Origin of the sequence: Shimia sp. MMG029 (assembly GCF_027947445.1) — a bacterium.
Lineage (GTDB): Bacteria > Pseudomonadota > Alphaproteobacteria > Rhodobacterales > Rhodobacteraceae > Shimia.
The window spans coordinates 1-18,947 of record NZ_JAQJIM010000014.1 but is presented as its reverse complement, the minus strand read 5'-3'; the positions used below and the strand labels follow the sequence as shown (position 1 = coordinate 18,947).

At 56.3% G+C, this 18,947-nt stretch carries 17 protein-coding genes; 12 read left to right on the top strand and 5 right to left on the bottom strand.

Annotation, left to right across the window (positions count from 1 at the left end):
• The first annotated feature begins 67 nt into the window (after window positions 1-67).
• Window positions 68-583 carry a hypothetical protein gene (locus tag PJL69_RS19630; protein ID WP_271311200.1) on the top strand — a complete coding sequence of 172 codons (516 nt, stop codon included), beginning with the start codon at window positions 68-70 and terminating at the stop codon, window positions 581-583.
• A gap of 11 nt (window positions 584-594) precedes the next feature.
• Here the strand turns inward: PJL69_RS19630 and PJL69_RS19625 are convergent, their stop codons facing one another.
• The 3 genes from PJL69_RS19625 to PJL69_RS19615 form a co-directional block, all read right to left on the bottom strand.
• Window positions 595-2,817 carry a CHASE2 domain-containing protein gene (locus PJL69_RS19625; protein ID WP_271311199.1) on the bottom strand — a complete coding sequence of 741 codons (2,223 nt, stop codon included), beginning with the start codon at window positions 2,815-2,817 and terminating at the stop codon, window positions 595-597.
• Window positions 2,818-2,901: 84 nt separating this feature from the next.
• Window positions 2,902-4,311, bottom strand: a complete 1,410-nt coding sequence (gndA, locus tag PJL69_RS19620; RefSeq protein ID WP_271311198.1) for an NADP-dependent phosphogluconate dehydrogenase — start codon at window positions 4,309-4,311, stop codon at window positions 2,902-2,904.
• 494 nt (window positions 4,312-4,805) lie between these two features.
• The gene (locus PJL69_RS19615) at window positions 4,806-6,005 is read right to left on the bottom strand and encodes a replication initiation protein (RefSeq protein ID WP_271311197.1); all 1,200 of its coding nucleotides are present in this window, start codon (window positions 6,003-6,005) and stop codon (window positions 4,806-4,808) included.
• A 522-nt stretch (window positions 6,006-6,527) separates the two neighbouring features.
• Here PJL69_RS19615 and PJL69_RS19610 point away from each other — a divergent pair.
• On the top strand, window positions 6,528-7,931 hold the full coding sequence (locus PJL69_RS19610; RefSeq protein WP_209100902.1) for an AAA family ATPase: 1,404 nt from the start codon (window positions 6,528-6,530) through the stop codon (window positions 7,929-7,931).
• Window positions 7,924-9,048, top strand: coding sequence for a ParB N-terminal domain-containing protein (locus tag PJL69_RS19605; protein WP_271311196.1), 1,125 nt, complete (start codon window positions 7,924-7,926; stop codon window positions 9,046-9,048). Before PJL69_RS19610 ends, PJL69_RS19605 begins: the two co-directional genes overlap by 8 nt.
• Window positions 9,049-9,195: 147 nt before the next feature.
• Here the strand turns inward: PJL69_RS19605 and PJL69_RS19600 are convergent, their stop codons facing one another.
• Entirely contained in the window at window positions 9,196-10,074 is an 879-nt protein-coding gene (locus tag PJL69_RS19600) for an integrase (RefSeq protein WP_271311195.1), read from the bottom strand.
• Between the two features lie 44 nt (window positions 10,075-10,118).
• On the opposite strand from PJL69_RS19600, the gene PJL69_RS19595 reads away from it, so the two are divergent.
• The 7 genes from PJL69_RS19595 to PJL69_RS19565 all read left to right on the top strand — a co-directional run bounded on the left by PJL69_RS19595 (window position 10,119) and on the right by PJL69_RS19565 (window position 15,458).
• Window positions 10,119-10,340: a type II toxin-antitoxin system CcdA family antitoxin gene (locus PJL69_RS19595; protein WP_209100896.1), complete on the top strand. Its 222-nt coding sequence runs from the start codon at window positions 10,119-10,121 to the stop codon at window positions 10,338-10,340.
• Between the two features lie 12 nt (window positions 10,341-10,352).
• Window positions 10,353-10,670, top strand: a complete 318-nt coding sequence (locus PJL69_RS19590; RefSeq protein WP_271311194.1) for a CcdB family protein — start codon at window positions 10,353-10,355, stop codon at window positions 10,668-10,670.
• Between the two features lie 144 nt (window positions 10,671-10,814).
• Window positions 10,815-11,729, top strand: coding sequence for a DUF1403 family protein (locus tag PJL69_RS19585; protein WP_271311193.1), 915 nt, complete (start codon window positions 10,815-10,817; stop codon window positions 11,727-11,729).
• Window positions 11,730-11,733: 4 nt separating this feature from the next.
• Window positions 11,734-12,327: an SMC-Scp complex subunit ScpB gene (scpB, locus tag PJL69_RS19580; protein WP_271311192.1), complete on the top strand. Its 594-nt coding sequence runs from the start codon at window positions 11,734-11,736 to the stop codon at window positions 12,325-12,327.
• Window positions 12,302-12,583 (top strand): WGR domain-containing protein, encoded by a 282-nt coding sequence (locus PJL69_RS19575; protein WP_271311191.1) that lies wholly within the window; start codon window positions 12,302-12,304, stop codon window positions 12,581-12,583. Before scpB ends, PJL69_RS19575 begins: the two co-directional genes overlap by 26 nt.
• Before the next feature lie 656 nt (window positions 12,584-13,239).
• Window positions 13,240-14,604: an ammonium transporter gene (locus PJL69_RS19570; protein WP_271311190.1), complete on the top strand. Its 1,365-nt coding sequence runs from the start codon at window positions 13,240-13,242 to the stop codon at window positions 14,602-14,604.
• 134 nt (window positions 14,605-14,738) lie between these two features.
• A complete protein-coding gene (locus tag PJL69_RS19565; RefSeq protein WP_209100884.1) occupies window positions 14,739-15,458 on the top strand; it encodes a FadR/GntR family transcriptional regulator in 720 nt (239 codons plus the stop codon).
• Between the two features lie 108 nt (window positions 15,459-15,566).
• Here the strand turns inward: PJL69_RS19565 and PJL69_RS19560 are convergent, their stop codons facing one another.
• A complete protein-coding gene (locus PJL69_RS19560; protein WP_271311189.1) occupies window positions 15,567-16,865 on the bottom strand; it encodes an ABC transporter substrate-binding protein in 1,299 nt (432 codons plus the stop codon).
• A gap of 160 nt (window positions 16,866-17,025) precedes the next feature.
• Between PJL69_RS19560 and PJL69_RS19555 the strand changes: the two genes are divergently transcribed.
• Both PJL69_RS19555 and PJL69_RS19550 read left to right on the top strand, forming a co-directional pair.
• The gene (locus PJL69_RS19555; protein WP_271311188.1) at window positions 17,026-18,375 is read left to right on the top strand and encodes an NAD(P)-binding domain-containing protein; all 1,350 of its coding nucleotides are present in this window, start codon (window positions 17,026-17,028) and stop codon (window positions 18,373-18,375) included.
• Between the two features lie 449 nt (window positions 18,376-18,824).
• Window positions 18,825-18,947 (top strand): formate--tetrahydrofolate ligase (locus tag PJL69_RS19550; RefSeq protein ID WP_271311205.1); only part of this gene is annotated, 123 nt, incomplete at its 3' end.

Sequence of the window (18,947 nt, the reverse complement as noted above, 5' to 3'; positions counted from 1 at the left end):
CAAAAGCGCTTTGGCGCTGACCGAATTTAACCGCATTTCCACTCTATCTTTCTAGCTGGTGGGGCCGTTGAGCGGCGTGTTTGCCGCTCCTGTGACGGAGTGGATCGTGTTTCTTTGCATTGGCGGTGTATGCCGCATGCTTGCTGTCGCGGCAATCGCAGCGGCGCTTGCCCTGCCCTTGAGCGCCAGCCCGGTGCGGGCGGCCCAGACACCATTGGTGATCCAGAATGACCATGGCGGGCTGTTGCTTGCGCGGATCGATCAGTTGCGCCAGTTGGTTGCGAGCCAAACACCGGTGGAGATCCGCGGTGCCGTCTGCCATTCGACATGTACCATGCTTTTGGGGCTGCCGAATGTGTGCGTTTCCCCAACAACGGCGTTTGGCTTTCATGGCCCAAGCCGCACAGGCGTGCCCTTGGAGCCCGCGCTATTTGAACGTGCCTCGCAGCTGATTGCCAGCTTCTATCCAGAAGATCTGCGCGACTGGTATCTGACATCGGCGCGACATCATATTTCGGATTTCGCAGAGAAAACGGGCGCCGAGCTTATCGGCATGGGCGTCAAGCGCTGCGCGGAGGCTTAGGCGCAGGAGCGCTACTTTGAAGTGGCATCATGCACCCCATCCCAATCGTCTGGGGGCGGGGCCATTTCAAATGCGTCTATACGCTCGCGATAGTTGGCCAGATGGCGATCCAGCCCAAAATCGTGGTCCGCATTGAGTTTCGCCATGACCGCGAGCAGATTTTTTGCGGTCTGCCATTCGCGGCTGCGATAGGCGTGCAGCATCTCTGCGTTGCGTGACCAAATCTGCTGAAACGGCGCATTTTTGCGGAGCTCAGAGGTTCCGAGAAGCGCAAAAATATGTTCCGCCTGCCGCTTGCCCTTCAGCCGCACAAGATCCAGCTCAAGCAGGGCGAACTCATCGCCCACCCGCCGCGCGGTTTCGGCGGCCACAATCACGGTTTTGCCATATGTGCTGGACTGCCCCTCCAGACGCGAAGCCAGATTCACCGGATCGCCCATGGCGGTGTAATCAAAGCGGGTGTCAGAGCCCATATTGCCCACCATGCAAGAACCTGTGGCGATGCCAATGCCAAACCGAATTTCCATAAAAACCGTGCCAGTGTCCTGTGCCTCCTTCTGGCGTTTGGCATTGAGCGCCTCCACCCCGTCGCGCATCAGGAGGGCCGCGCGGCAAGCGGCGCGGACGTGATCCTCGTGAGGGAGCGGGGCGTTCCAGAAGGCCATCACCGCATCCCCCATGAATTTGTCGATGGTGCCTCGTTCATTGAGAATGGCATTGGACTGCAGGTTGAGGAATGTGTTCATCAACCGGGTAAGACCGGCAGGATTGTCCCGGAAGCTTTCGGCAATGGGCGTGAACCCGCGCACGTCGCTGAACAAAAGGGTGAGCTCTCGGGTTTCTCCTCCGAGCTGCAAACCATCCGGATTGTCACTGATGGCGTCGACCAGATCTTCGGACACATAATGGCCAAAAGCGCTGCGGATATCGCGCCGTCGCTTTTCCTCGCGCATGTAGTTGGCGGTGGACATAAAGATGATCGTGGCCAGCGCAGACACGATCGGGAAACTGGCGTCGAGCAGAATTCTCTCGTTCTGAAACAGCAGGAACGAGCCCCACCCGCAGGTCACAAGGAAAGCCAAAGAGGACGCGGCGAGAAACTTGGCGTTCATGATCGGGGTGACGATGACAAACAACAAGCACAGCAGGAATGTGACCGTCAGCTCGACAGAAATGGCGTAGTTGGGGCGCTGTAACAGGGTGTTGGTCAGCAGATTTTCGAGCAGCTGCGCGTGCAGCTCCACCCCCGGTACGGACACGCCAAACGGGGTTGCGCGGTAATCCCCCAGCCCGACCGCAGATGTGCCAAAAAACAGCAGCTTCCCTGACACCTGTGCTGGCTTCAGCGTACCGTTCAAAACATCCGCCGCAGGAATGAACCGATCCTGTCGCGAGCGTGTGAGATAGGGGCGCACGGTGCCATCAGCGGAGGTTTGCACAAACTGTCGCGCGAGCACCACGCCATCCACACCCGCCTCATTGGAGCGCAGCACAAATGGCGCACCGCCCGTGGCCACGCGCAGCATTTCCGGCGCCAATGCGAGACGCAAATGGCCCTCGGCCCGCATCACCATCGGCAGATTGCGATAGACCCCGTCAGGATCTGGCCGAATGGAAAACATCCCGCGCCCCGCAGCCGCGTCTTCCAGAACCGAAAGATTCTGTACCAGATCAGGCAGCTCCAGAATAAAGCCATCCGGCGGTGGCCCCATCGTGGCGTGCGGCACATCTTGAACCTCTGCACTTTGGGTGGCGCGGTGAAACGCGCTTCGCACGCTGGTTTGCCCAACAATCACCCGCGCGCGCTGAAAGGCCTCCGCCAGCACATCGTCGTTGTCGGGGAGCTGCGAGAGAGCCTGCGACACCCCGAGCGGCAGCGCCTCATTGTCGATTGCCACCGCCTTGGGAGACAGTCGGTCTGGCTCAGCAAAAATCACATCAAAAGCAATGGCCACCGCGCCGTATGATGTGAGCGTGTCGATCATCTCTGCAAAGCGGGTGCGCGGCCAGGGCCACTGGCCAAGTTCCGCAATGCTGGCGTCATCAATGTCAATGATCGCAACCGGCAGCGCTTCTGGCGTGCGCGGCAAAATGCGCTGGAAACTGTCGAAGGTGAGATTGCGCACGAGCTGAACCGGAATCGGATCAGCCACACGCACAAACAACGCAAAGAAAATCAGCGCCAAAGCAATTATTCGGGCAACCGCAACAGACTCAATAAACCGACCAAACATGCTCTACCTAAGCAGGATTGGACAGCGTTTGGCAAATTTTCGCAGCCCTATGCCGCGCCAATCACGGCGCGATCAGAAATCCAGCTACCACGTACCGTGGAAGGTGCCCGCCTTGTCGAGACGTTGGAACCCATGTGCGCCAAAAATATCCCGCTGCGCCTGAATGAGGTCTGTCGTGCCGCGCGCCTGACTGATCGCATCAAACCATGACACCGCGGCAGATAGGGCGGGCACCGGCAGGCCGGCCATTATGGCCTGGGCAACCACCCGACGCAGCGCCCCGATATTGTCATTAAGCAGCGTGGCGAAATGATCCGACAGGATCAGCCGGCCATGGGGCAACTCGTTTTGGAATGCCTCGGCTATGTCATCCAACAAAGCCGAGCGAATGATACAGCCGGCGCGCCAAATCTCTGCGATCCGCGCAAAATCCAGATCCCAGTCAAATTCGTCCGACCCGGCTTTTAGAATGCGGAACCCCTGTGCGTAGGCCAGAATGCGGCCAACGCGGAAAGCGGCCTCTAGATCCTCTTCGCTGAAAACGACCGGCTGCGTCGTTTGAGGTGTGTCCTGCGCGCGGAACACATCTTGCGCTGTGTGTCGCACCGTTCGTTCCGAAGACATCACACGCGCGCCCACCGCTGCCTCAATCACTGAAGCAGATTGGCCCATGCGAATGGCCTCAATCACCGTCCAGCGACCGGTGCCTTTCTGTCCGGCCTGATCGACAATCACATCAACCATCGGCTTGCCGGTTTCGGGATCCACAGCTTTCAGCGCTTTGGCAGAGGTCTCGATCAGAAAACTTTCCAGATCACCCGTGTTCCAGCGATCAAACAGAGGCGCGATCTCTGCTGGGGTGCGCCCTTCGCCGTCACGCAACACACCATAGATTTCCGAAATCATCTGCATGTCGGCGTATTCAATGCCATTGTGAACCGTCTTCACGAAGTGGCCTGCACCGTCAGATCCAAGGTGTGCGACACAAGGCGCGCCTTCGTAATCGGCGGCAATCTTTTCCAGCATTGGCTGAACGTGCAACCAGGCCTGTTCGGCGCCACCAACCATCATGGAAGGGCCATGACGCGCGCCCTCTTCGCCACCACTGACACCGACACCGAGATATTGAAGCCCGGCCGCCTCGATACGCGCAGTGCGGGCCTGGGTTTCGCGAAAATCACTGTTGCCGCAGTCCACGATAATGTCGCCGGGGGCAAGCTCGGACACCAGCGCCGCTATGGATGCATCAACCGGCCCCCCGGCCGGAACCAAAAGCAACACGGCGCGCGGCGCCGGCATTGACGCGACCAGCGCCTGAACACTGTCTGCCTTTGTCAGTCGCGGCGCCAAGTCGCCCGCGCGTGCAAGCAGCGCATCAACGGTTTCAGCTTCCAGATTATACAGCGCAAGATCATGGCCCTGTTCTGCAATATTAAGCGCAAGCGCAGCCCCCATGGTGCCCACCCCGACAAGGCCAAATGAAATCTGCGTCATGTGCGTGTTCCTCAAACTGCCCTCAGGCGGATGTGCGTGTGGTGCGACGATCGCTGACAAAGAAGAGATCTACCATGCGTCGCGTTGTTGTTGAAGCTGGCGATATGTTCCTGACATTTCGAACAAACCCCTAGAATGTAAAGCACATCATCAGGGCCCGGCGCGCGCGTCCTAGATAGAGTGATCTGACACAACTGCAAGAGCGCGCGTGCCGATACAGGCAAGAGAGCATAGCCTTGGTTGAGTCAATTGCGGCGCTTTTTCTTGTAATTTTCCACCCAAAGCGCCGCAACATGCAATATCTAGATATGTCCAATAATCCATGACTTTGACTAGACGGCCGCAGGACACCATCACTTCGAGAGAGTATCTCCGCGAATTTGCTTACAACGGCTTAAAATGACAGAATCCTAAGTCAAAATGGTGCCCGTCACGCGCCCAAAACACCACCTAGCTGGCACGATGGGACGCGATTGAGGTGCCAAGATGTGATGCTAGGCCTCTGCCTTTTCCAAACCTTCGAAAATCTCGGGGTCCATATCTTCCCAGAACGCGAAGATTGCGCGGATGTTGAGCGGAGACACCCAGCCAAAACGCTCAAAATCACCACGCGCGACATCATCTTCGAGCTGGCTTGCAAACAGGCGTTTGTCTGCGTCGCGCTGCGTTGGGGTGCGCGCTTCAATTGCGGCCTGAACCCGGCGCAACCGCTCCGCACGGTCCGATTTAGGCGCGGTTGATTGCGGTTTCGGCGGCTCGTCGGTGGGCGTGTAGTCTTCTTTCAGGGCCGCCGTGAGATAACCCACCATGCTTTTCACGTCTTTGCGCTGTTTCACATAGTCGAGTTTCGCCATCACCTGCTCTTCGCCGTAAGCGCCAAGCCATTGACGCGCCAGTCGATCGCTGACGCCAAGTTCGAGAAGGCGCGCATAAACCGGCCCGTGGCGCAGCCCCTCACCATCATCAATATCCAGAATCGCCAGTTGTGGGTTCTCTTTGATGCGGAAGCGAATGTCCGTGACCACCCTGCCCTGCTTGCGGGTTTCCGGCTCGATCAGGATGTTGCTGGTTTTATTGACCTCTGCGACGGCTGGTTTGATGACCTTCGCATTCAGGTGCTTGTAGCTCTCATAATAGCTGGAACCCTCAAGCCCCATGAGGCGCCGAAACAGATCCATCGACCACCAGCCGGTGCTGCCCGTGCGAATGAAACGATAGCAGTTTTCATAAAGCGCAAGCGCATGACCGGAGGTGAATTTGCGCTGAATATTGAGGTTGATGAGCGCAAAGACCTTTGGGTCATGCAGTTTTTCGGCCAAAGCAGGCGAATAGGCGTACTCACACACGCCGCCTTTGAGCTTCGCATAGCTCAGAAGGCTCGAGACGCCCCATTCTTGCTGTCCTTTTTCATCCAGCATGTCCCATTCCGCGACGGTTTCCGCCAAACCGCGCAGCGATGCCTTCAGCGTTTCCATGTCATTGGAATTGTACCCAATCATCATACAAAGCGTGCGCGCATCAATAGAGTGCTTGCCGTGGCTGGTGAGCGTGTCATACGCGTTCAGCAACAGCACGTTTGAGAGCTTGCGCTGGAGTAGCGTCAGCTTGCCTGAGACGTGGATCGCCGCCACGTGTTTTTTCACCGCTCCGCGCCGCAAAGCGCCTGTGAGCTGGTCGCGAGGAATGTCGTTCATCGCTCTGCCCTTTTTTTTGACATTATGCGCCGAAAGGAACCTTAACGCAAACCCAATAAGGGTGCTCCAATGTCGAAAAATCCGGTCCTGTAAGCGGGTACCTTTGACGGCTATGGGGTCTGTGGATGCCCCTTAAAGGGACCCGGCTACAGGATGAGACTCCGGGAAATTGCGGGAAACAGACCAAATTCCTTGCGGAATGGGCCAAAACTGGACTCAGGTGCCCCTATTACCGCGAATCGGGCCCCTACTCACCGCATCTAGGCACCCTTGATCCTGTGTATGGGTCCCATTGATCCTGTAAAGGGGTCCCGAAACACATTTAAGTATCTGTTTTATAAATATTTTCCAGACGTAAAGATTCTAAAGTCCCTAAAGATTCTACAAGCTATATGTCGCTGTTTTTTCTGTTTTTTGGAAGGTTTCGCGGCGAAACCGCGTGTTTTGATTCACAAGGTTGGTTTCATGTGCGATAGTTCCGTCAAAATCATGATTGAAGCAGTACATCGCTGAGGAACTGAGATGGTATCAGGCAAAGACAACCTGCCCCCTTATTTCAACATCAACCCAGAGGAAGCCGCAGCCAAGTTATCTGACCCTATCGACACAGCGCGATTCGCAAAAGCGGCGGCCTTTGCGACCAAGGGTCGACAGGATCTCGCGCGCAGAGGATACGCCCCTGATGGCAAGAAAAGGCTGCGTCGATTCTCGACTTGGGAAATCTGTAAGTTCCTTATCCCGGTCGCGCCTGCGCATTTTCGGAGAGTTCTGAAAAAATATCCGGATCTTCCTCAGGGAGTCGGTGAGGGCAATTCCAAGTGGTTTACGCTTGAGGACGTTCTGGCGTTGAGGGCGCATTTCGCTGCGGAGGGCGCGCAGGACCGCGAATACAAACCATGGCGCCCTGAAGGGTTGCCTGCGAAAATCGTTGCCGTCTCCAATTTCAAAGGCGGCACATCAAAGACCACCACCACCGCGCATCTTGCCATGTCGGCGGCATTGGATGGCTACAAGGTGCTTGTGATCGATCTGGACAGTCAGGGCTCGCTGACCTCCATCATGGGGGGGGACGTGCCCGACGAATGGTCGACCGCATTCCCCCTGATGGCGAAAGACTATGCGCAGGCGTTGCTTGCCGAAAACAGCGTGCGCGAGGCGGCTGGCGAAAGCCCCCTGCCCTTTGATGAGACATTGACCGAGGCGCTGAATACAACTGCGCGCGATATCATCCAGCCGACGCATTGGCCCAACATCGATCTACTGGGCGCGCAGCTGAATCTCTACTGGGCGGAATTTCAGATTCCGGTTTGGAGGATGGGGCTGCGCAGTTGGCCGTTGTGGGATGCGCTGACCAATGCGCTCGAAAACGAAAAGATCGTGGACGATTATGACATCATTATTTTGGACACGCCCCCTGCCCTTGGCTATCTGACGATCAATGCTCTGGCGGCCGCCGACATCCTTCTGGTTCCGCTCGGCGCGTCATTTCTGGAATTTGATTCTACCGGGCGTTTCTTTGACATGCTGTACTCGACGTTTGCGAGCGTTGAGGAAGGTGAGAATGCCGCGCGGCGACGGGACGGGTTGCCAGAAGTGAAATTTGAGTGGGACGCGGTGCGTGCGCTGATCACCCGGTTTGACGCTGGCCAGCAGACGGACTTGGCCAATGTCATTCAGGCTTATTTCGGAGATTTCATGACAACCTATCGACAGGAAATGACCGCGATGGTTGGGCAAGCCGGAGAACAGGTGAACGGGATCTATGAAGCGGATTACCGCGAGTTCAATCGAGATACATATGTGCGGGGGCGCGAAACGTTTGATCGTACCTGGGCTGAGGTGAAAGAGATCATTCTTGGAACCTGGTGGCGTGATCTAGAAGATTTGAAAGCGGAACAGATGAGCACGGAGGCAACCGATGGCTAAACGTAGAAAACTGGTGGCACCCAGCAGTGCCGATCTGACCAAACTGGAAGAGGAGTTTCGCCGCGAAACCTCCGTGCCGGAGCCAGCGGCATCACAGGTTCGCGGTGTGGCGCCAATCGCAAAGATCGCCGCAGACGCAGCTGCGGTTGCACAACCGGCGAGTGTTGCAGATCGCGCGCGCCAGGCGCAGTTGGAAGCGAGTGAAGCCAAGCTGAATGACGCGCAGACAGAAGGGCGCCTGCTTGTAGATATTCCGGTTGGTGAGATCAACGCGGATGCCATGGTGCGAGACCGTGCAGCGTTGGACCCTGACGACATGCTGGAATTGCGGCTTTCGATTTCAGCAAATGGTCTGCGGTTGCCAATCGAAGTTTATGAGTTGCCTGGTGCCGATGGTGGGAATGCGCCGAAGTTCGGTTTGTTGTCTGGGTATCGGCGACTGATGGCGGTGCGTGAGTTGCTCGGATTGACTGAGGATGCTGCGTTCAAGACCATTCGCGCAATCATTCGGCCAAAGGCAGAAACCGATGCGGCCTTCGTCGCGATGGTTGAAGAAAACGAGGTGCGTTCGGAGCTGAGCCATTTTGAGCGCGGCCGCATCGCTGTGATTTCTGCGCAGCAAGGCGCGTTTCTCAATGTTGAAGATGCGGTCAACAAACTGTTTGCGACGGGCTCCAAGGCGAAGCGTTCAAAGGTTCGTAGCTTTGCGCTGATTTTTGAAGAGTTGGGGGATATGCTGGAATTTCCCGATGCGCTGAGTGAAAAACGGGGTTTGAAGTTGGCGCAAGCGTTGCGGCAGGGCGGTGAAGACCGCATTCGCGATGGGTTGGCCGCTGCGACATATGCCACGTCAGACGAAGAGTGGGCCGTTATTGAAAGCGTGATCGAAACGCTTGATGCGCCAGTGCGTGATCCCAAACGCGGTGGGCGCCCCCGTGCAGCCACCCAAGTTGACGACTGGGGCCATGCGCATCAGTTTGTCAGCTCCAACGGCGTTTCTGTCAGCCCAAAGCAAGACGCAAAGGGATTTGTTTTGCGGTTTGAAGGACGGGATTTGGATGCAGAACTGATGGACGGGCTGATGGAAGAAATCCGGACCTATCTGGAACGCAGCTGACCAGCGCTCCTTTCAGACACCCCGCGAAGGGGTTTCGCCGCGAAACCTGTGATTGGTTTCGCGGTTTTTTTGGAAAAAGACGGAAAGTTGGACGCACCAAGACGGGCGATATCCAATAAACACCGGCCTATTTGTCACTGCCGATCGTTATTCGCTTTGTTGGGCGTAACTTTCCGCTTTCTTCGCTTCCTTGCGCGATCTGGCCAAACCGCTGCGCAGGCTGTGCCCGGAAAACAGTGCGAGACGCTCTTTTTCAGACAGATCTGGACGCAAACCCGCTGCGATAACTGTGCGTTTGATCAGGCGGGCCACATGTTTGTCGTTCAGGCGTGCATCGAGGGCGCGCTTGCCGTCTCTTGAAATGCCCACAAAAACAGGGCCTGCCTGGATTTTTGCAAAGTGCAGCCATTGCTCAAGCGCGTGCACCGGGCAGATCTGTTCCTTGATCTGGCGATTGATGCGGACTGTTTGCTGACCTGTGCGTGTGCTGTAGGTGACGGCGGCACCAGCTTCCGAAATTTCAATCCAACCTCGGCGCGTGTCATCTTCAGGATTGTCATGTGCGCCGAGATCCAGGCCGACCAGGTCAGTGCGGCCAAGCCCCGCCTCATAGCCGAGACGCAAGAGCGCGCGATCTCTCAACCCGCGCAGATCAAAGGGCAGGGTGGCGGCCATGGCGTGGATTTCCTCAGGCTGAATTGCCTGTTTGCGATCCGGCGCGCGGTGATGATTGGCACGCAGATCTCGCATGAGGCTTGCGAGGGCAGGGGCGTTCCGATCCAGCGGTTGCCCGCGTTGGGCGCAGTTCCACAAGAGGCCGGCGAGCCGCCGCTCAATGCTGGCGACTTTTAGGGCTGGGCCGCTGGCTGGATTTGCGAGCTCCGCAAGGTAGCTGGCCACAACATCGGGTTCAGGAGGCATGGGGGAGTGACCTTGCAGGCGACACCAACGTGAAAAATGGCGCCAATCCGCGGCATAGGCCTTGTTGGTGTGTGCTGAGGGCGTTGGTTGCTGGGCGGTGTTCATGGAAGTATACTCCTGAAACATACGTATAGAATTTGGAGGTTTTGATGAGCCGGATAAAGGTCAATCTCACGCTGGATGCCGATGTTGTGGCAGAGGCGCGAAACCTTGGGCTGAACATGTCGCGCCTTGCGGAGGCGGCGATTGTGGATGCGGCAAAGGTGGCGCGAAACAGACGCTGGCAGGCTGAAAATGGCGCTGCGCTTGACGCTTATGCGCAGGAGGTGGCGGGCGAGGGGGCACCAATGCCACGCCTGCGGCGCATTTGAGGGCGTAATCCTATGGCGCAGTTTGATGTTTACAGGCTGAATGGCGCGCCGGATGATGGTGCGCGCGACGACCAGCTGGTTGTGGATTTGCAGACAGATCTGCTTGGCCTCGATGCAACGCGCATGGTAGCGCCACTGCGTGAGGCGGAAAAATACGCCCATCTGCCCCTGATAGCGCCTTTGGTGGCATTTGAGGGGCGAGAGTGGCTTGTGCGGGTGCCTGAGCTTGCTGCGGTGCCTGGCGCGGCGCTCTGCGGCTCTCTGGGCTCTTTGCGCGCTTACGAACAGGACTTGAAACAGGCCTTGGACATCCTGATAAACGGAATCTGAGTGATATAATGACCTCATGATCAGGAGAATCGGCGATTGCCGGGCTAAAAGCAAGATTATTGGACATATCTCAAAGTGGCACTGTGCGGCGCTTTGATGAGAAAATGATAGCGAAAAGCGCCGCAATGGTGTAGCTGATGGTGTATGACACTTGGGACAACACACCGCGCTTTGCTAGATGACGCTTTTGAGGAGGCCGATCGGTTCTCTAAGGATATGCGCGTGCGTCGGAGTGGGCAATCCATTGAAGATGCAGCGTTTTTTTCCGGTGCTGCTCTGGCCAAACTAAATGAAACTCTGGCACAAGATGCCTTGCCTCTTGGGGTGTTGCGAGATCGTTTGGCATTGCGGGCTGCAGAAGCGACGGTTGTGGTGACCGGACGCCTGGAACGCGCCACAGAGTTGCGTGATGCGGTGATGTTTCTGCGGCCAGAAGACCATCCGGGACCTGCTGGGGCCACTTATATGAGCTGGCGTCGCGCGGTGGCGCGCCCCTTGAGTAAAGTGTCGTTACAACGTGCTTTTCCACAGTATGAGGCGGATGAGATCGAGGGCTGGTTGCGGGTGCCGAGCGAGAGAACGGCCAAATCCCCGATCGGGCAAGCGGCGGCAACTTTGGCGGCGGTGCTCAAAGATCAGCCCAAGTCAGAGGGGCTGGCAATGTGTCTTGCGGATGCGCGATTGGCGCGCGCCATGAACTGGACGCATGTTGTGCCTCTGATGGCGCTTGGTCTGACGGCGCGCGACCTACGTAAAACAGAGGATGATGCGCGGTTGGCGTGTCACACCGCCACCACGTTTGGAGCCGAGCATGCTGTAAGTGTGTCGCAGAGTTTGATCCGACGGGCCGAGGCGTTGCGTGCGGTTGCGCCGAAGCTGCGCGCAAAGGGAGCTGACAAGGCGGTCGCGCTGTTCCTTGCACAGGATGCGGTGACACCAGCAATGTTGACTCATCTGATGTCGGATCGTGCGGCGCGGCGGTTTTGTGATCGTCTGGTCAGTCTTGGGGTTGCCCAAGAGCTGAGCGGGCGCGAGAGCTTTCGTCTCTACGGGATTTGACGACATGAAAGATCGCAAAGAGCCTGTTTTGGATCGCGAATTGGACGATCTGGCCCCCGAGCTGCGCTGGCGGGAATGGATGCGCCGGATCGAAGCGGTTTTGTTCGCCTCTGCGGCGCCGGTTGCAACAGCTGATCTGGCGCGCGTTGTCGGGCAGGGTGTTTCGGTTGATTTGCTGCTTGAAGATTTGGCCGCCGATCTGGAAGGGCGGGCTTTTGAGATTGCCGCTATCAGCGACGGCTGGATTTTGCGCACGCGCACGGCCTATGCGCCCGCCATTCGTGCTGCATCGCAACTGGGTGCCCATCTGGTAGATCTGGGAGAGTTTGAGATCGCCGTTCTGGCCGCCATCGCCTATCGCCAGCCGATCACGCGTGACGGGTTGAAGGACATTTTTGGCAAAGAGATCAGCCGCGATCTGATTGGCCGCTTGCATGATCGCGGTCTCATCAGCACCGGGCCGCGCAGTCCAAGACGCGGAGCCCCCTACACTTTTGTGACAACCGATCAGTTTTTGGTGGCGTTTGATCTGGAAAGTCTTAGAGATTTGCCGGATCGAGAAATGCTGACTGATGCGGGTCTATACCCGGAGGGCTGAGGTGCTGATCCGACTTGAGAAAATCAATCCTGGCCGCCGCCAGCGGCGCTTTTATGTGCTGTATGTTACACAGACGCTTTTCGGCGAATGGTGTGTCATCCACGAGTGGGGGCGCATTGGCAGCAAGGGCGGGCAGCGTCGGGTCGATTATCTTGAGACAGAAGGCGCCGCGCACGCGGTTTGTGAAGAATGGAAAGCCGTGAAGCTGCGCAGCGGCTACGCGCCGATTCCTGTGCAGCTCACTTTGTTTGGCTAAGAGGCTGCTTTTCAGCGCACGAACTGCTGCTTACATAGCGCGTTAGATGGCTGCGCTGTGCGCGGGCATGACGCGAATTGGCCCCGGGAAGCGTTGCAATTGCAGCTGTCAGCGCGCATGCCACAATCCAATCCATATCATATGCAGTTCTTTCAGGGCTTTGGGTCGGGTTTCCGTCAGATACGACCGTGCCAAAAAAGGGCCCGAAACGGAGCCCTTACGGAAAATGCTGCTGCGTGATTGTTGATTGCTGGGGCTGTGTTCTGAGGTCAAGCGCACCGTTGGTGTTGATATGCGTATTGGTCTGAGCATCCCAAGGAAACACCCGAAGTCGCATACGAATCCTGAAATTTTGTACGGGACCAATTTAGGACTTTTCCAGAAGATTTGTGAAAATTGGACCAGGTTTTTGCACAAAATCTTTGCAAATTTGCCTGTTATCTTACCGTGAAGAATAGAAAATTCCGGTGGTTCAAAATAATAATTGAAATGGTCCAATTATGGGGCATGATCAAGGCGAGCCGATAGATCGTACCAATCCGGTCTGAAAAGGTTCTTTGCGCGGGCAACTGGTTGTTGGGAGGAGCACCACGCCGCACTTCAAAGCCGAGATAAAAAATTCGGCAAAAAACAGGAAAACCAAGAGGGAAGAACACATGACTCTCGACGTGAGCGCGATACACGCTGAACAAGTCACATTAAACTCGCTGGTGCAGAACATTCTGTATGCATCCGGCACGGTCGGGGCGATCCTGGTTGTCGTTGGCCTGCTGCTGATCGACGCCGGGACAGCCCGGCGCAAAAACCTTTTCAACTCGACGATCGAAAAGACGCTTGGATTTTTTCTGGGGTTTGCGACCTACTACATGGTTGGGTTCGGTCTTTGGGCGGGGCAATACTATATCATGGAAGGCGCCACCATGATGGACTCTGTGAAGGACTGGTGGCTGGGCGGAGGCATGACCAATGCTTTGGCGCACCATACTGATCCGGGAACATTCCCCGGTCTGAACACCTTCCAAATCTTTATCTTTTTCCTTGCGACCTTTGCCGGGATTATCAACATTCTGTTCCACTTCTCGGTGTCGGAGCGGATGAAGGCGTCGGCCTATTTTGTCATCTGTGTGGTTGCCGCAGTCGTATCTTCGGCGCTGAGCTGGGCCACATGGGGATCTGTTGGCCCGCTGACGCTGGCCGGGTTTCACGACTTCTTTGGTGTGGGTTTTGTTTATCTGTTCCCCGCAGGTATGGCGCTGGTGTTCACGCCAATGCTGGGGGCGCGCCCTGGCATGATGGAGCCGCACCCGCAGGTGTCGGCTTATCTCGCGCCGAGCATTGGTCTTTGCGCGCCCGGTTTGCTGTTGATTTTTGCAGGTTTGCCAATGGTCATCCTGTCGTGCCTGTTCTTCTTTGACCCTGAAGCCCTGGCGGTGAGTGTGACCATGGCTGACACCAGCGTCGGCATTGCGATCAACAACTATGCGCTGGTTTGGGCAGGCGGTGCCATCACCGGTCTGATTCTGGCCTATCGCTCGGGCAATTATGCCTACACCCTGCTTGGGCCGCTTGCGGGATACGCTGCCGGTGCGTCTGGCTTTGATGTGTATCTGCCATGGGAGGCCTTCCTTCTGGGGCTGGCGGCACCGTTGGTTGCCTTTGCGGTTTATGAATTCACGCTCAAGCGTGGCATTGATGAACATAAGCTTTTCCCACTGTTCATTGGCTGTGGCACCTTTGGCATGATTGTTCTGGGGATTTTCAAAGCAGGCACCCCGCGTGGTGGCTACTTTGGAATCGAAGAGGGCGCCTATGCTTTCCAAGCGGGTGAGATTTCACTCATCATGCAGCTTATTGGTGCGGCGGTCTGTATTGGCGTCGGGGTGATCACCGCGTTGATCATGGCGCCTGTGCTTAAGGCCACAGTTGGTTTGAGTGTCAGCGAAGAAGATCAGGTGGCGGGTCTTGACCCCAAGCTCTGGGAGCTGGAGCCGGATGTCATCACCCATGCCGATAGCAAGTGAGCAAGACACCTCTCTATAACATGACGCAGACCTCGGCTTTTGGGCCGGGGTCTTTTTTGTTGATTGCTTGAGTTTCTGGCGCTGCATGACGTACAAGACAGTAGGGAAGCGCGTTTAGAGCCGCAGGAAGTTGAATGAACCAAGTCATAAATACTGATCTGCCAAATGGTCAGGATGTCGGTGAGACGGTTCGCGTGGTCATGGGTACTTTGTATGCAAGAATCCAGTCCGGCGAATATCCGACAAATTCGCGACTGCCGTCCGAACGGGCCCTGGCCGCAGAGCTGGGGGTGTCCCGCAACACTGTGCGTGAAGCGCTGGATGTTCTTGAATCTTGCAAGATGATCCGCCGCCGCCAGGGGAGCGGCAGCTTTGTGATCTATCAGAGTGAGCAGGTCGAAGCGCCAGTGCCCGGATCGGTGGGAGAGCGGACGAGTCCGTTGGATCATCTGATCGTGCGGTCCATCATTGAGCCGGAGATGACCCGCCTTGCGGTGATGAACATGACGCCAAAGCAGCTGGAAAAACTGGCGCAAATCGTCGCCCGCATCGAAGCTGTGCGTACGGATCTGAATGAATTCATCCGCTTGGAAGAAGAGTTTTATCGCTGGATCGCCAAGGCGACGCGAAATCCTTTGCTGGAATCCTGTTATGAGATGACGATCGAGGTGTGTCGGGCCAGTTTCCGTACAGCACTGATGCGCAAACATCTGACGCCGGATCGCATCCAGGACTATCAGACTCGATTCAATTCACTGTTCAACGCGATTGCTGCGCGTGATCTGGAATCGGCGGTCGAGATTGCCAAGCTTCACCTCGTGGAAGAGCAGAAGCTTTTCATGCATGAAAGCTGAGGCTTTCGCCGTTTGTGTCGACTTTAAACGTTTGTTCGCGGCCTCTCCCGTTTGGGGTGACCGCGAACAGCGCGTCAGCGGCCGCCTAGCCTATAGAAGCAATTTACTTTAGTAGGCCGCGCGGGCTGTCAGTTGGGCGTGGTGGTGGCCACTTTCGGCGCGCTGATGCCAGAGTTGGCCTTCTTGCTCCATGTGGTGGCGAAACAGGGCTTCGTGTTTGTCGAGCCAGTCGATGATGGACACGAATTCCGCGATGCGCGCCTTGCCGGATTTCAGCGTGACCACCGGCCAATCGCCGATCAGAGCATTGTCGATTCCAAAGACGCTTTCCCCCCACCAGCGGGCAGGGCCGAAGGTGTGGGTCACCGGATCCATCTGTTTCATGGTCGCCATCACCGACACCGGCTGAACAGAGGCCACTTTTTCCACCGCCGCATGCCATATGTCGAGGATCGCAACATATTCCCAGCTTACCGCGCTCCAGCTGTCCGGGTAGCGTGTGGTGTATTCTTTATAAAAGCTGCTGGGCCGCATCAGGAATGAGGTGTTTCGCGCCAGTTCCGGATCGTCAAAGTCGGGGAACTGAAAGATTGTGCCTTCCATGAATTCTGTCGAAGTGCGGGCCACCAGACGGGCATAATCATCCAGAGTGCAGGACATGATCTTGCCGTTGTATCCCTTGTTAAAGGCATACTCCGTCATGGCGTGAACCATTGGTGTGTAACTGGTGCACCAGCAGACCAATTGGGGGTCCGCATCGAGCATGGGCTGAACGATTCCCGCGACATCGGTCTCTTCTGGGGCGTATTTTACCTCTTTAACCACCTCGATTCCGGCCGCTTCAAACGCTGCCCGATATGTGGCAATTGAGGGCAATCCATGGGCATCTGTCTGGCTACACAGCGCAACTTTGCGCACTTCGGGGTGGTTGCGGGCCAGCCAATCGACGCCGGTGACATTGTACAAAGGGTGCACTTCTGAGGGTGCGATCAGGTAGCGCGTGTCCGGTGACAGGTCGCTTGGCAGCAGTGTGGAGGTCAGCACTTTGTTGTCTGAAAGGAACTTTCGCAGCGGCGAAAAGGTGTCTCCGCCCAGCATCAAAAGCAGTTTTACATTCTCAGATTGCACCAGATGGCGGGCGCCTGTCATTGCGCGATCGGCGTCATAGCCGCAATCAAATGGAACAATTTCAACGGGATAGCGTCGTGCTCCCACCAATAGGCCGCCGGCTTTGTTCAGGCGGTCTTGCCACAGGCGGCATCCCTGAAGGCCGGGAAGGCCCCAAGAGCTGACGTCACCTGATAGGGGCGCCAGAAAGCCGATTTTGATCGGCTCATTGGTTCCCACCCGGTCGTTTGGCAGCAAAGAAGACATGGCTATGCGATAGGCGAAACTGGAAGTCAGCATACCTATTGCTACCACTGCATGCCGACATGTCAAAACGAAAAGGATTTACCTGGCAGGTTAATAAATTTCCCCGAAATGAAAATTATTGACATCGCGGGCGAACTGGCCTTCAACTGGTGCAAACCAATGATACCAATAAAATGCCAACTCGGAGAGAAGTATGACCAATAAGCGCATTGCCATCATCGGTGCCGGGCCTTCGGGCCTTGCTCAGCTGCGGGCCTTTCAATCAGCTGCGGCCAAGGGAGAGGACATCCCGGAAATCGTCTGCTATGAAAAGCAAGACAACTGGGGCGGTCTTTGGAATTACACGTGGCGCACTGGTTTGGACGAGAATGGCGAACCGGTACATTGCTCCATGTATCGTTACCTGTGGTCCAATGGCCCCAAGGAAGGTCTGGAATTTGCGGACTACTCATTTGAGGAGCATTTTGGCAAACAAATCGCGTCTTATCCTCCGCGCGCAGTGCTGTTTGATTACATCGAAGGTCGAGTCAAAAAAGCGAACGTCCGCGATTGGATTAAGTTCAACCACGCGGTTCGTTGGGTGAACTACGACGACTCCACGGGCAAATTCACGGTCACCGTGCATGACCACAACATCGACAGCACCACGTCGGAAGAGTTTGACCATGTGATTTGTGCATCGGGCCACTTCTCTACCCCGAACGTGCCGCATTACGACGGGTTTGAAACCTTCAACGGTCGTCTGGTGCATGCGCATGATTTCCGTGATGCGCGTGAGTTTGCAGGCAAGGACATTCTGGTTGTGGGGGCGTCTTACTCCGCTGAGGACATTGGCTCGCAGTGTTGGAAATACGGCGCCAAGTCGATCACCAGTTGCTACCGTACGGCGCCCATGGGCTTTAAATGGCCAGACAATTGGGAAGAAAAGCCCGCAATGGAAAAGGTCAGCGGGAACACCGTCTATTTTTCAGATGGCACCACCAAAGATGTGGACGCGATCATTCTGTGCACCGGCTACAAACACTTCTTCAACTTCCTGCCTGACGATCTGCGCCTGAAAACAGCCAACCGTCTGGCAGCGGCGGATCTGTATAAGGGTGTGGTCTATGTGCATAACCCGAAGATGTTCTATCTGGGCATGCAGGACCAATGGTTCACCTTCAACATGTTTGATGCGCAGGCATGGTGGGTGCGGGATGCGATTCTTGGTAAGATCGACGTCTCTGGTGTGTCCAAAGACGACATGCTGGCGGATGTGAAAGAGCGTGAAGCCCGTGAGGACGCTGATGATGACGTAAAATACGCCATTCGCTATCAGGCGGATTATGTCAAAGAGCTGGTGGCGGAAACCGACTACCCAAGCTTTGATATTGATGGCGCTTGTGAGGCCTTCTTTGAGTGGAAGAAGCACAAAGCCAAAGACATCATGGCGTTCCGCAACAACAGCTACACCTCTGTTATCACAGGCACTCTTGCGCCAGTCCACCATACGCCGTGGAAAGACGCGCTGGATGACAGCATGGAAGCCTATCTGAAAAACTAAGATTGCGTCGCCCCCATTTGCCATCCGGGGGCGAACACTCTCGCGTGACGCACCACATATGGCGCGTCACGCGCTTTGTTTGTCAGGCTTACGCGTGTCTGAGGCTGCTCTGTCCTGTCTGGGTGCGTGAGTACATTTTGGGGGGCTCAATGAAGCACATAAGGCGGGCCGCGTGACATGCATCAAGAAATGTACTTGACTACCAGGAATATAAATTCATCATTGAGAAAATTGCGGCGTTCACAAGGGACCAGAGGCTACCGGCAATGATACCTTTCTCAATGGGCGCCGGAAGACATGCGCGCGATCTGCGGCTATGTCCCGCCCCCCTCAGCCACCCCACCTAGTCCAGCGACGCTGCGAGTGCGCTTTCAGCGGTTGGGTTGGAAGCGATCGCACCCAAATAACACGCCGCAACCTCCGTGGCACGCAACAACAGGAGATATCTTTTGGCCTATAAAACCGACATCGAAATTGCCCGCGAAGCCAAGAAACAACCGATCCAGGAGATTGGTGCAAAGCTGGGCATCAGCAGCGCTGATTTGCTGCCTTACGGCCACGACAAGGCCAAG

Bases quoted from the DNA above. Each gene is read 5' to 3' on its own strand.
- PJL69_RS19565 (WP_209100884.1), top strand. From the start codon at position 14,739: ATGAACCAAGTCATAAATACTGATCTGCCAAATGGTCAGGATGTCGGT.
- PJL69_RS19625 (WP_271311199.1), bottom strand. From the start codon at position 2,817: ATGTTTGGTCGGTTTATTGAGTCTGTTGCGGTTGCCCGAATAATTGCT.
- scpB (WP_271311192.1), top strand. From the start codon at position 11,734: ATGAAAGATCGCAAAGAGCCTGTTTTGGATCGCGAATTGGACGATCTG.
- PJL69_RS19585 (WP_271311193.1), top strand. From the start codon at position 10,815: ATGACACTTGGGACAACACACCGCGCTTTGCTAGATGACGCTTTTGAG.
- PJL69_RS19600 (WP_271311195.1), bottom strand. From the start codon at position 10,074: ATGAACACCGCCCAGCAACCAACGCCCTCAGCACACACCAACAAGGCC.
- PJL69_RS19595 (WP_209100896.1), top strand. From the start codon at position 10,119: ATGAGCCGGATAAAGGTCAATCTCACGCTGGATGCCGATGTTGTGGCA.
- PJL69_RS19575 (WP_271311191.1), top strand. From the start codon at position 12,302: ATGCGGGTCTATACCCGGAGGGCTGAGGTGCTGATCCGACTTGAGAAA.
- PJL69_RS19605 (WP_271311196.1), top strand. From the start codon at position 7,924: ATGGCTAAACGTAGAAAACTGGTGGCACCCAGCAGTGCCGATCTGACC.
- PJL69_RS19610 (WP_209100902.1), top strand. From the start codon at position 6,528: ATGGTATCAGGCAAAGACAACCTGCCCCCTTATTTCAACATCAACCCA.
- PJL69_RS19615 (WP_271311197.1), bottom strand. From the start codon at position 6,005: ATGAACGACATTCCTCGCGACCAGCTCACAGGCGCTTTGCGGCGCGGA.
- PJL69_RS19590 (WP_271311194.1), top strand. From the start codon at position 10,353: ATGGCGCAGTTTGATGTTTACAGGCTGAATGGCGCGCCGGATGATGGT.
- gndA (WP_271311198.1), bottom strand. From the start codon at position 4,311: ATGACGCAGATTTCATTTGGCCTTGTCGGGGTGGGCACCATGGGGGCT.
- PJL69_RS19560 (WP_271311189.1), bottom strand. From the start codon at position 16,865: ATGCTGACTTCCAGTTTCGCCTATCGCATAGCCATGTCTTCTTTGCTG.
- PJL69_RS19555 (WP_271311188.1), top strand. From the start codon at position 17,026: ATGACCAATAAGCGCATTGCCATCATCGGTGCCGGGCCTTCGGGCCTT.
- PJL69_RS19570 (WP_271311190.1), top strand. From the start codon at position 13,240: ATGACTCTCGACGTGAGCGCGATACACGCTGAACAAGTCACATTAAAC.